The 14,765-nt window shown below is 73.2% G+C and carries 9 protein-coding genes and 2 pseudogenes; 8 read left to right on the top strand and 3 right to left on the bottom strand.

Annotated features, from left to right (window positions below):
- Positions 1-60 precede the first annotated feature (60 nt).
- Positions 61-522, top strand: a complete 462-nt coding sequence (locus P3T27_RS30970; protein WP_280684473.1) for a cupin domain-containing protein — start codon at positions 61-63, stop codon at positions 520-522.
- A 58-nt stretch (positions 523-580) separates the two neighbouring features.
- Positions 581-958: pseudogene (locus P3T27_RS30965) on the top strand (alkene reductase); the annotation flags it as partial.
- 932 nt (positions 959-1,890) lie between these two features.
- On the opposite strand, the gene P3T27_RS30960 reads toward P3T27_RS30965, so the two are convergent.
- Complete coding sequence (locus tag P3T27_RS30960; protein WP_280684471.1) at positions 1,891-2,163, bottom strand: ATP-binding cassette domain-containing protein; 273 nt, start codon at positions 2,161-2,163, stop codon at positions 1,891-1,893.
- Between the two features lie 391 nt (positions 2,164-2,554).
- On the opposite strand from P3T27_RS30960, the gene P3T27_RS30955 reads away from it, so the two are divergent.
- Both P3T27_RS30955 and P3T27_RS30950 read left to right on the top strand, forming a co-directional pair.
- Positions 2,555-3,232, top strand: a complete 678-nt coding sequence (locus P3T27_RS30955; protein ID WP_280684469.1) for a hypothetical protein — start codon at positions 2,555-2,557, stop codon at positions 3,230-3,232.
- On the top strand, positions 3,229-6,039 hold the full coding sequence (locus P3T27_RS30950) for a hypothetical protein (RefSeq protein WP_280684467.1): 2,811 nt from the start codon (positions 3,229-3,231) through the stop codon (positions 6,037-6,039). Before P3T27_RS30955 ends, P3T27_RS30950 begins: the two co-directional genes overlap by 4 nt.
- Before the next feature lie 185 nt (positions 6,040-6,224).
- Here P3T27_RS30950 and P3T27_RS30945 read toward each other — a convergent pair whose 3' ends face one another.
- Positions 6,225-6,398: an acyl carrier protein gene (locus tag P3T27_RS30945; RefSeq protein ID WP_348534160.1), complete on the bottom strand. Its 174-nt coding sequence runs from the start codon at positions 6,396-6,398 to the stop codon at positions 6,225-6,227.
- Positions 6,399-6,472: 74 nt separating this feature from the next.
- On the opposite strand from P3T27_RS30945, the pseudogene P3T27_RS30940 reads away from it, so the two are divergent.
- From P3T27_RS30940 to P3T27_RS30930, 3 genes and pseudogenes are all read left to right on the top strand, one after another.
- A pseudogene (locus P3T27_RS30940) lies at positions 6,473-6,688 on the top strand (FAD-dependent monooxygenase); the annotation flags it as partial.
- 153 nt (positions 6,689-6,841) lie between these two features.
- Entirely contained in the window at positions 6,842-10,843 is a 4,002-nt protein-coding gene (locus P3T27_RS30935; RefSeq protein WP_280684465.1) for a hypothetical protein, read from the top strand.
- A gap of 322 nt (positions 10,844-11,165) precedes the next feature.
- Positions 11,166-11,852, top strand: coding sequence for a TetR/AcrR family transcriptional regulator C-terminal domain-containing protein (locus P3T27_RS30930; protein WP_280684464.1), 687 nt, complete (start codon positions 11,166-11,168; stop codon positions 11,850-11,852).
- A gap of 32 nt (positions 11,853-11,884) precedes the next feature.
- Here P3T27_RS30930 and P3T27_RS30925 read toward each other — a convergent pair whose 3' ends face one another.
- Complete coding sequence (locus P3T27_RS30925) at positions 11,885-12,796, bottom strand: LysR family transcriptional regulator (protein ID WP_280684462.1); 912 nt, start codon at positions 12,794-12,796, stop codon at positions 11,885-11,887.
- A gap of 208 nt (positions 12,797-13,004) precedes the next feature.
- On the opposite strand from P3T27_RS30925, the gene P3T27_RS30920 reads away from it, so the two are divergent.
- A complete protein-coding gene (locus tag P3T27_RS30920; RefSeq protein ID WP_280684460.1) occupies positions 13,005-14,465 on the top strand; it encodes a hypothetical protein in 1,461 nt (486 codons plus the stop codon).
- Positions 14,466-14,765 lie beyond the last annotated feature (300 nt).

Here is a 14,765-nt window from a genome sequence, read left to right as displayed (position 1 = left end):
GACCACCCCGTCCTCGGCGGCCGCGACGGACCACCACCCACTCGCGAGGGAGCAACAGCCGTGACCAGTTGGCAGGACGCCGAGAACGCGAAGTACGTGGTACTGCCGGGCGGGGAGGGCACTCCACTCACCGTCTTCGGCAACCGCTTCTCGCTCAAGGTCGGCGGTGACGACACCGCGGGCTCGCTGGCCATCATCGAGGCCGCGTTCGCGCCCGGAACCGGGGCGCCGCCCCACCTGCACCACACCCACACCGAGTCCTTCTACGTCGTGAGCGGCCTGTTCAGGTTCCGGGCCGGCGACGAGCTCACCGAGGTGGGCCCCGGCGGGTTCTGCTACCTGCCGCGCAAGGCCGCCCACGGCTTCACCAACATCGGGGACGAGCCCGGCAAGCTGCTCAGCGTGATCAACCCGGCCGGCTACGAGCGGCACTTCGAGGAGATCAGCGCGCTGCTGCCGCACGAGGCGACCGAGGAACGGCTCCGGGAGATCTTCCAGCGCTACGACCAGGAACCGGCCTGACCGGGTGCAGACCCGGCGGGGCCCACCGACCGCACCGACGAAGGAGTGCAGGTACGCCATGGCAACCCTGTTCGACGACATCACGATGGGCCACCTGACCCTCCCCAACCGGATCGCGATGGCCCCGCTCACCCGCAACCGGGCCGACCGCGAAGGGGTACCGGGTCCGTCCGCCGCCACCTACCACGCCCAACGGGCCTCCGCCGCGGTGATCATCACCGAGGGCAGCCAGCCCAGCGCCGCCGGCCAGGGCTTCGTCCGCACCCCCGGCCTGCACAGCACCGAGCAGCTCCGGGCCTGGCGGACGGTCACCGACGCGGTGCCCGCGGCGGACGGGCGGATCTTCGCCCAGATCATGCACACCGGCCGGATCGGCCACCCCGACCTGGTGCGCCACTCCAGCCTGCCGGCCGGCTTCGTCCCGCTGGCGCCCTCGGCCGTCCGGCCGACCAACGGGACGGCCCAGACCTACGCACGTAGTGGCCGACCCCGAGCCGGAACAAGGCCTCACCGGCCACGATCTTCTCGGCGACCGGCAGCGCGGCGAGCACACGGGCGTTCAGCCTGGTCCAGCGCCTACCGGAGGCGCGGGAGACGGTACGGCGACGCGATATCTTCTTCACCGGACAGGTGCACTTTCATGTTCGAGTCGATTAGGCGTAGAAACCTCGATCTCCTCACATGGGAAGTGCACCTGTCGTCGTATCAGCTCCCGGCCGCCGTAACTACCTGCGGATTCGGGTCCGAGGGGCCAGCCCTCGAAACAGCGGCCGCTGAGGCCGTGGTCGTGGTGGTCGGCGGATGTGCCGACCGCCACGACCGCGTTTTCCGGCCGACACCCAGGATTGCGCGGACAATGCGACAGAAGATCGACATTGAACCTCCTCTGGAACGGGTTATCCGGACTCGTCGTGGACCATGGCCGGTGCCACTGACAATGGAACCTTTCGGCACCCTCTCCAGGGCCCTGATGGATTCCCCAGAAATGACGTACTGTCACACTGATTCGTCAATGGATTCACAAAGTCGAACACCCTTGTTGACGTGCGGCCCGCCAGACTCTCTCGGCCCCGAGAAGTGGAGGAAGGCGCGCTGGTGCAGATCGATTCCTACAGCTGCCGGACCAATGCCCGCCGGCCCGAGGAGACCGCCGTGGCGCAGCGGGACTCGATCATGAAGCTGCAGTACCAGACCCATTGGACCGACCCGGCCGAGGACGCCGACCACCCGGCGTACCTGGACGGGCTCCACCGGGAGGTCTACCGGGAGACCGGCGGCGTTCCGGAGATCGACACCGCGACGGACGGCACCTACGTCAACTGTCCGGACATCGACCTGGGCACGGTCGACGAGCCCGACCCGCCCCGCCTACCCGGCGACGCGCTGCTGCTGGCCGCCGGAGAGCTCGCCGGGTCGCTGGTCGGCGTGGTCGGCCAGGCCGACCAGGTTGAGGAGGGTGGTCTTGCCGGAGCCGGGCCGGCCCTTGAGTGCGGTGAGTTCACCGCACTCGATCGAGAAACCGATGCCGCGCAGGGCGTGGACGGTCCGCTCGCCGGTGCCGAAGCGGCGCCGGAGATCGGTCACGGCCACCATCGGGCCGGTGGTCGCCAGGGCGCTGTCGGCGGCCTGGTGCTGTGCCATTCGGTGTCCCCCTGTGGGCGGCGGCTAGCCGATTCCGTCCGGGTCAACGGATGGGTCGGCTTCGCGGGTTCACCGTCCCGAACAGGAAATTCATGAAGAGAGGTCCCCTGGTCAAAGACGTGCGGTGAAGGCGGATTCGTGAAGTGTGCATGGCATTCCAACGGCTGACCCCCGGTGGAGACGCTATCGATGCAAGGAATTTGCTCATTACTTACTTGATTCGCGCAAGTCACTTCCGCTCCCGGATCGAATCTGACAGCATCGTCCGCTATCCGGCGACCGAACGCCGGTGATCACTGCGCCGATGTGCCTGCCAGGTGTCCAGCTGGGGCCGCTATGTGCCCGGATCGGATCGATGGGCGAGGCCGGGACGCAACTGGGGAGGAACTTGATGCTCGGCTTCGTCGTGCGCAGACTGCGCGGGCGACTGCCGCTGGCTGCTGCCGTCCTGTTGACGGCGCTGATCACCACGGCGGTGGTGACCGCCCTGGTGGCCTTCAACAGCGGCGTCGGTCAGGCCGGCCTGCGGCAGGCGCTCCAGGGCTCGGGCCATGCTCGGACCACGGTGGTGGTGACCGCCGAACACCGCCTCGAACAGTGTCAGAAGGACGAGGAGGCACTCGCCTCCTACCGGCAGAAGCTCTTCGGGGACCTGCCCGTACGCAGCGACAGCCTGTTACGCAGCCGTTCCTTCGGCCTGCCGGGCGGCGACGCCGCCGCAGCCGGAACCGCGGCGACCGGTCAGTCCAGCACGGCCAAGGTCGACCTGACGGTCCTCGCCGATCTCGACCGCAACCAGGTGCGCCTGATCGCCGGCGTCTGGCCGGACGCCGTCGGCGGGCCCGTCGGGCTCGCCCTCGGCGCCCTGCTCGTCCACCTGATCGTCCCGTTCGTCGTCCTGACACCCGCCGCCCGCCGCCCCATGCCCGAGGCCCTGATCGAGCTGCCCGTCGGCCAGGCCCTGCTGCTCACGGCCGCGATCGCCGTCGTCCCGCTGCTGTCGGCCTTCCTCGTCGGACGCCGCCGTCGAGACGTGGCCAACCGGCTGCGCCATGTGGAGGAGATGTGACCACCCAGGCCGGCACCCGCGTGCCCACCACCGACACCGCCCACTGCCCCGCGCGCTGGGTCCGCACCAGGCTGCGGGCGAGCCCGCTGGCCGCGCTGCTCATGGCGGCCCTCGCGTTCGTCACCGTCTTCCTGGCTGCGGCCTTCCCCCGCATCGCGGACCGGGGCGCGGACGCGGCGCTCCAGGACTTCGTCAGCCAGAAGGGCCTCAGCCAGAGCAGCCTGCAGACCACCTCCAAGACGCAGGACGACGACAACGCCGTCGAACTCGACCGGGTACAGCGGCAGCTCACCGAGATGGTCGGCCGGCAGCTGACGCTGACCCAGCCGGGCCAGGCCTACGGCACCCGCGCCCTGGGCGACCGCGGCATGGGCAATCCGGAGTACGTCCGGATCGCGGAAAAGAGGACCGACCCGGTCCTCGGCCTGCTCTACCTGCACGACCTGACCGCCCGGGCCACCCTCACCGACGGCACCTGGCCGCCCCCCGGCGCCGTCGGCGGTCCGCTGCCGATCGTGATCAGCAAGAAGGCCGCCGAGACCATTCACATCAAGCTCGGTGACGTCATCGACAACGGCGCCGAGGGCTCGGGCGCCAAGCGGACCACCGTGGTGGTCGGCCTCTACCAGGTCAACGACCCCCAGGACCCGTTCTGGGAGGACCTCGGCTGCCCGGCCCGCGCCTGCCTGAGGACCGACCCCGGGCACGAGCACTGGATGACCAGCGGATTCGTCGACGGCGACAGCCTGCCCGCAATGGCCCGCTGGGGTTCGAACGCCGAGAACTTCTGGCGGCTGCCCGTCGACACCGCCTCGCTGCACGCCGACCAGCTCGACCGCACCCGCAGCATCCTCAGCTCCTTGCTGATCGGGCGCGACGCCACCGCCCTGGCCGGCGCGACCGGGCGCCGCGACCTGCACACCTCCTCGGGCCTTCCCGACATCCTCAGCCGGGCGGACGACCGCTACCAGGCCTCGCTGCCGCTCAGCACGATCGGCCCGGCCGGCGTGGCGGGCGTCGCAACCGTGGTGCTGTTCCTGGCCGCTGCCCTCACCACCGACCGGCGCACCGCCGAGATCAGGCTGCTCCGGGCCCGCGGCGGTTCCCTTGCCGGGGTGCTGCGACGGCTGACCGGCGAGGGTTCGGTCACCGTCCTGCCGGCCGCCGTACTCGGAACGGCCCTCGCCCTGGTGCTGCTGCCCGCCCCCCGGTGGGACCGCTCGGTGCTGGCGGCCCTGGTCGCGACCCTGATCGCGCTGCTGGCCTTCCCGGCCCGCGCGGCCCTGCTGTGGGCGCGCCGGCGGGCGGCCGGCGGGCGACGCCGACTGGTCGGCGAACTCACCGTCCTGGCGGTCACCGCCGCGGCCGTGGCGGAGGTCCGGCGCCGGGGCGTCGGCACCGGCGCCGGACTGGATCCGCTGCTGGTCGCCGCCCCGCTCCTGCTCGCCGTCACCGGCGGGCTGCTGCTGGCCAGGATCCAGCCGCTGGTGGTCGGCTGGCTCGCCGCCCTCACCGGCCGGGGCCGCGGCCTGATCGGCTTCCTCGGCCTGGCCCGCGCCGCCCGCGACAGCTCGGGCCGCCGAAAGCCCTCCGCGCTGCCGCTGCTCGCCCTGCTGATCGCCGTCACCACGACAGGCTTCGGCGCCACCGTGCTCGACACCGTCGATCACGTGCGGACCCGCGCCGCGCGCATCGCCACGGGCGGGGACGTCGGTGTCTCCCTCCCGGGCTACGCCACCCTGACCGAGCCGTTCACCAAGGCCGCCGGCGCGCTGCCGGGCGTCCGGGCCTCGACCGCGGTCTGGGTCGAGCCCAACGCCCGCATCATCGGCGCCGACCAGAGCTACACCGAGGCCTACCTGGTGCTGGTGGTCGATCCGGCGGCGTACGCCGAGATCGCCCGGACCCTCGGGGTCGGCGAGCTCGATCCGGCGAAGCTGGCCGGGACGTCCGGCGGCCGGGACACCCCGGTGCCCGCGCTGGTCAGCCGCGACCTTGCCAAGCGCCTGGCCGCAGGGTCGTCCCAGGTGCGCACGCCCAACGGCAACGACCTGCGCCTCACCGTCGCCGGGACCGTCGGCGCCACCCCCGCGCTGCCGGACCCGGGCAAGCCGTTCGTCGTGGTGCCCGCCGGCCCCGCCTGGGAGCGACTGCCGGACGCCAAGCGGGTGAACGAGTGGTTCGCCGTCGGCGATGTCGACCCCGAAGGGGTCAGGACGGCCCTGCGGGACAACAGCGGGGCCCGGCCGGTCGGTCTGGCCAAGCTGATCGCGGACGACGCTGCGGCCGTCGGCAAGGCCACCCACGGCCTGCCCGCGGGATACACGGTGCGCAGCAGCCGGGAGACCGCCGCCGCGCTCGGCGACGACCCGCTGCAGCACGCCGCCGGGCGGCTGTTCTGGTACGCGGCCGCCGCCGGAGCCGGGTATGCCCTGCTCGCCGTGCTGCTGACGCTGTTCCGGGCCGCGCCCGACCGCACGGCCCTGCTCGCCCGGCTGCGCACCATGGGTCTGCGGCCCCGCCAGGGGCTGGCGCTGATCGTCACCGAGGCGCTGCCGCAGACCTTTGCGGCGGCCGTCGGCGGCGGCCTGGTCGCGGTCGCGGCGGTCGCCCTGCTGGGCGGCGCCTTCGACATCTCGACGCTGGTCGGCGCCAACGTCGGCGACGCGCTGACCCCGGTGCTGTTGCCGGTGCTGCTGCCCACCGCGGGTCTGGCCCTGCTGGTCGGCCTCGGGGTGGCGCTGGAGACGCTGGTCGCCGGCCGGCGCCAAATCGCCACCGAGCTGCGGGCGGGGGAGCAGTCGTGACAGCGGAACCAGCGGCACGGGCCGCGGCAGTTGAGAACACCGGGAGCCGGCCCGGCCCCGGGGGCCCCTTCGCGCGCGCCGGCGCCGGGCGCGGAACGGAAAGCCGGGCGAGGCCGCACGAGGGCGCGGACAGCCGCGAGGGCCCGGCCGGGTGAACCGGCCGGTCCCTCGCCGATCGCGGCGGATCAAACGGTGGTGCTCAGGCTCTCGTTGATGAAGCGCAGCAGGATCCGCGGGGTGTCGGCCTCGGCGACGGTCTCCTCGGCGAGCTGGACCTCGCACTCCCGCTCGATCAGGCCGGTGACCTGGAGCACCGCCACCGAGTCGTAGTTGAGCTCGGCGAACGGCGTGTCGAGGATGTCGCCGTCGAGGAGGCCCGGCTCCTCCTCGCCCGCGCACTCGCGGAGCAGCTCGGTGAGCTTCTTCAGGGTGACTCGCCATGCTCGACGGCGCCGAACTCGGCAAGGCCCTCGCCAACCACCCCGGCGACCCCGAAGCCGCCCTCGCCGCCTACGAGCACGCCCTCTTCCCCCGCAGCGCGGCCTCGGCCGCAGCCTCCGCCGCCAACCTGAACCTGATGTTCGGCCCCAACGGCCTCCAGGGCCTGCTCGACCAGTTCAGCACCCCGCCCGAGCCCACCCCGGCATAGCCCCGACGCACTGTCAGGGCCGGGTGCGGGGGCGGCCGGTCGGGGTGTCGGTATCCGATGGCACGATGCGTATGCGTCCCGCTAGACTCCGCCCGCTCGATCACATGTGTGACCTTTTCTGTGAGCACGAACGGCCCAAGGTGGGGGGAGCAGATGAACGTGCTGCCGATCGGCAGACGAGTACGACGGAGACGAGGAGGCGGCGGCCGAGCAGCCGCCTCCGGGGCCCTGTTGCTGGCGGTCCTGGCCGGCCTGGTGGGCCAGGCCGGACCGGCCCAGGCCGTGGGGGCGCCGCCGACACCGACCGCCTCGCCGCAGGCGGGCGCTGCGGCGGAGCCGAGCGCGGAACCGAGCGCGAGTCCGAACGCCAGCCCGAGCGCGGGCACGGACACCAAGGCCGCCGCCCCACCGGACCGGAAGGCCGACCAGGAGGCCGCCGCCCACGAACTCCGGCAGGCCGACCCGAGCGGCCCGTGCCCCGCGACGCTGCAGCCCAACACGGTAGCGAGCTGCACCCTCGACCAGAGCGCGACCGCCGCCTTCAGCCTCACCCTGCCGCAGCAGAAGGACCTGCTGCTCGTGCAGATCGTCACCACCCAGGGTTCGATCCTCCCGACCGTGGTCGCGCCGGACGGCACCACCGTGAGCTGCGACGACCCGGTCGGCCCGAGCTGGGACAGCAACAAGGTCCTGCGGTGCGCCACCACCCAGGCGGGCACGTACACGCTGAAGGTCGGCACCGTCACCGGTTCGCCGACCGGTCTCGCGCTCTCGTACCTGCCGCTGCAGTCCACCACGGCCTGCCGGGCGGTCGGCGCCACCGACCTCGCCCTGGGCGCCCCGACCGTCTTCCACGGTTCCCTGGCGCTCGGCTCGGCCGGTGACTGCTACCAGGTGAACGGCCTCTCCGCCGGTGACGTGCTCCGCACCGATGCCACCCAGCCGGGCGTCACTCCCGTCGTCTACGACGCCACGGGTGCCCAGGTCTGCGGCAAGGGGACCTACCCCGACTGCCCGCTCACCGGCACCGCGCCGTTCCGGATCACCGTCCAGCGCTACAACGGCGCGGCCCTGACGTACGACGTCTCCACGGCACGGCTCTCCCACCCGGAGGGCTGCACGCTGGTCGAGCCCCAGGCGTACGGTGTTTCCCCGGACCTGACCTCCACCACGCGGTGCCGGACGCTGCGAGTCCCGGAGTCCGCACGGTACGGCTTCGGCCCGGTCAAGAACGACGGCTCCGTCCCCGGCAAGCTGTTCACGGCCGACGGCACCTCGCTGGGGGAACCCTGCGCGCAGGGCGCCTGCGACCTGACGCCGGGTGACTACACCTGGGCCGTCGACGCGTACGTGCCCCCGCTCGGCACGTTCGGCATGGCCTTCCACTCGGCCAAGGAGACCCGGGGCTGCGTCGCGGCCAACGACACCGGCCTGACGGCCGGTCCGGCCACGGGCACCTTCGGCGGGCCGGGCCAGCAGCTCTGCCTGACCCTGCCGACCGCCTCCGGCAAGGGCGTCTACCTGCTCAACCGGCCGCCCGCCGACGGCGCGACGGTCGACGCGCAGGTCCTCGACGCCTCGGGGGCCAAGCAGTGCGAGATCAGCCGTGGCTCGTCCACCACCTGCAAGCTGACCGGCACCGTCCCGTTCCGTGCGGTGCTGACCGGCACGCCGTCCAAGGCCTACGGGCTGGTGGTCCACCGGACCGAGGAGGCCGGTGGCTGCACCGCGTGGCCGCAGAGCGGGTTCGACGGCACCTGGGGTGTCGAGGTCCCGCTGACCGCGGCCGCACCGCAGGCCTGCCTGAGCCTGCCGGCGGACAAGCACTCCACCACCGAGCTGATCGACTACGCCAACCTCAAGAACCAGCTCAACGCCGAGCTGACGGTGTTCGACGCGGCCGGCGCCCCGGTCTGCACGGGGGTCGCGGGCGGGAACTCGGCCAGTACCTGCCGACTGGCCGCCAACGTCCCGTACACCGCGCTGCTGAACGGCTCGGGCGGGGCTGACACGTACCGGCTCGCCCGGCACGACATCTCGCCGAGTGCGAACTGCCTGACCCCGACCTCGACCACGGTCGGCGGCCCCGGCATCTCCTTCGACCTGACCTCGGCGCTGGACGCCCGATGCGTCCGGGTCACCGCCGCGAGCAGCGACAAGTACGCGCTGGGCGTCCGGACCTCGGACGGCGCGTACGGCAAGAACGCGCTGCTCAGCGTGGTGGACATCGAGGGCAAGCCGCTCTGCACCCAGTTCGGCAGCGCCTGCCAGCTCACCGGCGCGGGCTCGTACACCGCGGTCGTGCTCGCCTCCGGGTACACGGACAAGCCGATCCGCACCAGCGTGGACGCCTGGAAGGTCCACACGGCCGCGGGCTGGGCGCCCGAGTGCGCCGCGAACCAAATCGCCGTCGAGGGCTTCCCGCAGCGCAGCAGGGTGCTCACCGACGACTCGACCGCCTACTGCGCGGTGATCGACATGAAGGCCAACCAGTCCTTCGCCGTGGTCGGCACCAGCAGTGCCACCGGCCCGATCGACATCCCGAGGCTGCGCCTGCTCCGGGACTCCCGGTGGAGCGGCGACTACGGCTACCAGTGCAGCGCCAACTACGGGGCGTTCGGAGGCCGGTGCTCCTCCGACTCGCAGGCCGAGCAGGCCGTGCTGATCCTGAGCAGCGCCACGGCTGGCACGCCCGTCGAGTACAGCATGCAGGGCGTCTGCGACTCCGCCTGCCCGGTGCCGCGCCCGCAGACGTCCCTGACCTCGGTCAGCCCGTCCAGCGGCGCCGCCGGGACGAGGGTCCAGGCCGTGATCCACGGTAAGGGGCTCCACTTGGGCAGGAAGGCGAAGCTGGTGGGCAACGGCCCCTCCGGCAGGTCGCCGCTGATGGAGACGCTCTCCGTGAACGCCGACGGCACCGCGCTCGACGTGCTGCTCGACACCAACGGCCTGCAGCCGGGAAGCTACGGCGTCGAGCTCGACGGCGTCTACGGGGTCTCGCTCCCCAACGCCTTCACCGTCACCGCCCCCGCCGCCCCGACGAAGAGCCGGTTCGTCCCGATCACGCCGGCGCGCTTCCTGGACACCCGGGACGGCACCGGCGCCCCCGCCGAGCGGGTCGGCCCGGGCGGCGTGGTCAGCCTGCAGGTGGCCGGCGTCAAGGGCGTGCCGACGACGGGCGTCACCGCCGTCGTCATGAACGTCACCGCCGTGGAGCCGACCTCGGCCGGGCACCTGACGGTCTACCCGGACGGCCGGCCGCTGCCGGACGTCTCCAACCTCAACTTCGAGGCCGGACAGATCGTCCCGAACCTGGTGACGGTGCCGGTGGTGAACGGGAAGGTCGACCTGCGCAACAACGCCGGCTCGGTCGACCTGATCGCCGACGTCACCGGCTACTACACCGACGGGGCCACCGGCTCCGCGCTGACGACGATCACGCCGGCGCGCTTCCTGGACACCCGGGACGGCACCGGCGCCCCCGCCGAGCGGGTCGGCCCGGGCGGCGTGGTCAGCCTGCAGGTGGCCGGCGTCAAGGGCGTGCCGACGACGGGCGTCACCGCCGTCGTCATGAACGTCACCGCCGTGGAGCCGACCTCGGCCGGGCACCTGACGGTCTACCCGGACGGCCGGCCGCTGCCGGACGTCTCCAACCTCAACTTCGAGGCCGGACAGATCGTCGCCAACCTGGTCACGGTGCCGGTGGTGAACGGGAAGATCGACCTGCGCAACAACGCCGGCTCGGTCGACCTGATCGCCGACGTCACCGGCTACTACGGGGACTCCGGCTCGGCCTTCTCCCCGACCACCCCGGTCCGGCTGCTGGACACCCGCAACGGTGTCGGCGCCCGGGCCGGGACGGTGGGCTCCGGCGGCATCGTCAGCCTGCCGGTGACCGCGATCGAGGGCGTGCCGGCCACCGGCGTGACCGCCGTGGTCCTGAACGTCACGGTCACCGAGCCGACGGCGGCCAGCCACCTGATCGTCTACCCGCACGGCACCGCCCGTCCGGACGTGTCGAACCTCAACTTCACGGCCGGGCAGACCAGGGCCAACCTGGTCGTCGTCCCGGTGGTGGACGGCCGGGTGACGCTCTTCAACCACTGGGGTGACGCACACGTGATCGCCGACCTGAACGGCTACTTCACGGCCTGACCCCGGACGATCCCGGATGACTCCGAACAACCCTGCACAACCCTGAACGACCGTTAACGCCGCCGTGCCGCCCGACCCCCGGGCGGCACGGCGGCGCCGTTTCGGCGAACTCGTTCGTCACGAACGTGGTCGCACGGGCGTGTCTGACAATTCGCGTCGGATCAGCGTGCGGCGTCTGGGTGCGTGCATCGCAAGGCGAAGGATGGGGGCACCTCCCGGCCGAAGGCTGGGGGCCATCGGCGACCGACGACAACGCGGCGAGGTGCGTGCCCAGACGCCGCACGCCCGGCGGGAATTGTCAGACACGCCCTAGGCTGGCGGCATGACGACCTCCCCCGCCCGACCCCGCAGCCGCCGTGAGCGGCCGGCGAAGCCCGCGCTGAGTCATGAGGTGATCGTCGCCGCCGCCGTACGGCTGTTGGAGGCGGAGGGGCTGCAGCGGGTGACCATGCGGCGGCCGGCGCAGGAGCTGGACACCGGGCCGGCCTCGCTCTACGTGTACGTGGCCAACGCGGCGGAGCTGCACGCCGCGATCCTGGAGGAGTTCCTCGGGGAGGTGGACCTGAGCCCGGTGACGGCGGCCGGGGACTGGCGGGAGCGCTTGGCCGCCGTCCTCAACTCCTGTACCCGGGTGCTGTTCCGGCATCCGGCGCTGGCGCACGCCGCGCTGGTGGCGCGGCCGTCCGGGCCCCACTACCTGGCCCTGGTGGAGGCGGTGCTGGCACTGCTGCACGAGGGCGGTGTGCCGGACGAGCAGGCGGCCTGGGGGGTGGACGTGCTGCTGCAGACGGCCACCGCCACCGCCGCCGAGCAGTCCGCCCGGCAGGGCGAGCAGGCGGAGGAGGAGCAGGGCGCGCTCACCGAGGCGCTCCGCGCGGCACCCGCCGCCTCGTACCCGAGGATCGCCGCACTGGGCGAGGACCTGGTGTCCGGGGCGCCGGAGGAGCGGCTGTCCTGGATGTTCCGGGTGGTCGTCAACGGGACGCTGGCGACGCCCCGACCCGCCTAGGCCTGTCCAGCCCTAGGACACACCCCCGAGCCTCAGGCGCCCGCCGCGGCCGCCTCGGCGAGGGCGTCCAGCACCGGACGGATCAACGGGTGCCCGTCCGCGCCGGCCCGGACGGCGGCGAAGACGCGACGGGTGGCGAGTTCGCTGTCGACCGGCCGGACGGCTATCCGGCCGAGGTCGACGCCGCGCAGCGCCGAGCGCGGCACGAGGGCGACGCCGGCGCCCGCCGAGGCGAGCGCGACGACGGCCCGGAAGTCGTCCGAGGAGTGCACCAGGCGCGGCTGGAAGCCGGCGTGCTCGCAGGCCAGCAGCACCACGTCGTGGCAGGGGTTGCCCGGGTAGGGGCCGATCCACCGCTCGTCGGCCAGCGCGGCGACGGCGAGCGGTCCGGCCTCAGCGGCCAGTGGGTGGCCGAGCGGCAGGACGGCCTCGAACGGTTCGGCGTACAGCGGGACGCGGGTGAGCCGGGCGTCGTCGGCGCGCGGGGCGCCCCGGTACTCGACGGCCACCGCGAGGTCGGCCCGGCCGTCCAGGACCATCGGCAGGCTGGCGTCGCCCTCCGCGTCCAGCACCTTGAGCCGGACTCCGGGCGCCTGCTCGGCCAGCAGCCCGATCGCCGGGGCGAGGACGAGCGCGATGCCGGTGGCGAAGGAGGCGACGGTGACCTCGCCGGAGACGCCTCCGCTGTAGGCGGCGAGGTCGGCCTCGGCGCGCTCCAGCTGGGCGAGCACGGCGTCGGCGTGGCCGAGCAGGATCTCCCCCGCGGCGGTCAGGCGCACGCCCCGGCCCTCGCGGGCGAGCAGGTGGTGGCCGGTCTCCTGCTCCAGGGCGGCCAGCTGCTGGGAGACGGCGGAAGGGGTCAGGTAGAGGGCGGCCGCCGCGGCGGTCACGGTGCGGTGGTCCGCCACGGCCCGCAGGGTCCGCAGCCGTCGTGCGTCGATCACAGGACAATTCTGCCAGCGTGCCGGGGCGGTCCCCGCCGGGCCGGGTCACGCCCTCGGACAGGGGCTCCCGGGCCGGTACCACCCCTGGCGTATTTCCGGACGAGATCGCTTCGCCCCGTTGACCATCGGACCCGGCGCCGCTTGGCTCTTTCCGAGCCGGACCACGGGGGAGTCGATGGTCCGGCGCCGTCATCTGGGGAGGATGTCCATGATCACCGCACGATCCCGCCGTTGGCTGGCCCGCACCGGCTGCGTCCTGGTCGCGGCCGCCGTGGCCGGTGCCACGATGCCGGCCGCCGAGGCGAAGCCGCTGATCAGCGAGACCGCCCGGGTGAGCGAGGGGCTGACGGGAGTCCAGCCCGACGGCTTCTCCTACGCGATCGGCCTGAGCCTGGACGGCCGCTCGGCCCTCTTCTCCTCGTCGGCGGGCAACCTGGTGCCCGGCGACACCAACGGCGTGGACGACCTGTTCGTCCGGGACCTCTGGACCAAGCGCACCGAGCGGGTCAGCGTCGCCGACGACGGCTCCCAGCTGAACGCGGCGACCTCCGACGCGGCGATCAGCGGCGACGGCCGCTACGTGGCGTTCAGCACCACCGCGACCAACGTGGTGCCGGGGCAGCCGAACCACCCGAGCGACATCTTCGTCCGCGACCGCTGGACCGGCCACACCGAGCTGATCACCGCCGGCGGCGGCTCGACCGACGACGAGACGATCCGCAACGCCTACTCCCCCACCCTGAGCTGGGACGGCCGCTACGTGGCCTACTCCTCCGACCGCACCGACCTCGCACCCGGTGGACGACGCGGCAAGTTCAACATCTTCGTCACCGACCGCTGGACCCACACCACCCGGCTGGTCACCACCGGCGCCGACGGCACGCCCGCCAACCAGAACTCGTTCCAGCCGACGATCAGCGCGGACGGCAGCACCGTCGGCTTCACCTCGCGGGCCGGCAACCTGCTCCCGGCCGACCAGCCGGACGCGCCCTCCACCGCCGCGACGGCCGACGCCGCGGGCACCCCGGCCGATCTGACCGACGCGGCCGACGCCGCCGAGGTGGCGGCGGCGTCCCGGTCGAAGTCCGGCACCCAGCCCGAACTGACCGGCCCCCGCTTCTACCCGTACTACGTGTGGAACGCGCACACCGGCCGGATCGTCGGCGCCAGCCTCGACGAGACCGGCCAGCTCCGGGGCACCGGCCTCGACGGCCGGATCAGCCCCGACGGCCGCTACGCCCTGTACGGCCTCCCGGTCTTCGGCGGCGGGGACGGCCCCCGCCACATCCGCATGGACGTGTACGCCCGCGAGTTGTCCACCGGCACCGTCACCAGGGTCAGCGCCACACCGCCGGGCACCACGACGACCAAGTCCTCGTCCAGCGGCGTCATGACGCTCGACGACCGCTGGGTGTACTTCGACTCCGACGCCGACAACCTGGTGCCCGGCGACACCAACCAGCAGACCGACGTCTTCCGCCGCGACCTGCGGACCGGGCGCACCGAGCGGGTGAGCGTCGCCCGGGACGGCTCGCAGAGCACCGGCGGCTCCTACCGCCCCTCGGTCGACGCCCTCGGCATCACGGTGCTCTTCACCGCCGACGACGGCACGCTCGTGCCGGGCGACACCAACGGCGCCACGGACGTGTTCCTGCGCCGCGCGCTCTGAACCCCGGGGTCGGGCCACTCACCGAGCGGCCCGACCCCCTGGCCGGATACGTACGCGAGCTTCGACGCGACGATCAGCCCCGACGACGACTGACCGCGAACCGCTGACGGGGGCGGGACGTCGGCCGGGGCCGGCGTCCCGCCCCCGAAGCGGGAGGGTGGGGCAGGTGGTTGGTGGGCCGTGGGGGGGGGGGGGGGGGGGGCGCCCCCCCCCCCCCCCCCCCCAGCGCGCCCCCCCCCGGCCCGCGGCGGGCGCGCGCCGCCCCCGCCCCCGCGCGGGGGGGGCCCGCGCCGCCCCCCC

Source organism: Kitasatospora sp. MAA19 (genome assembly GCF_029894125.1).
Lineage (GTDB): Bacteria > Actinomycetota > Actinomycetes > Streptomycetales > Streptomycetaceae > Kitasatospora.
The sequence above is the reverse complement of the archived record's forward strand: the minus strand, read 5'-3'. Positions and strand labels throughout refer to the sequence as shown.

Bases quoted from the DNA above. Each gene is read 5' to 3' on its own strand.
- P3T27_RS30935 (WP_280684465.1), top strand. From the start codon at position 6,842: ATGAACGTGCTGCCGATCGGCAGACGAGTACGACGGAGACGAGGAGGC.
- P3T27_RS30960 (WP_280684471.1), bottom strand. From the start codon at position 2,163: ATGGCACAGCACCAGGCCGCCGACAGCGCCCTGGCGACCACCGGCCCG.
- P3T27_RS30955 (WP_280684469.1), top strand. From the start codon at position 2,555: ATGCTCGGCTTCGTCGTGCGCAGACTGCGCGGGCGACTGCCGCTGGCT.
- P3T27_RS30930 (WP_280684464.1), top strand. From the start codon at position 11,166: ATGACGACCTCCCCCGCCCGACCCCGCAGCCGCCGTGAGCGGCCGGCG.
- P3T27_RS30920 (WP_280684460.1), top strand. From the start codon at position 13,005: ATGATCACCGCACGATCCCGCCGTTGGCTGGCCCGCACCGGCTGCGTC.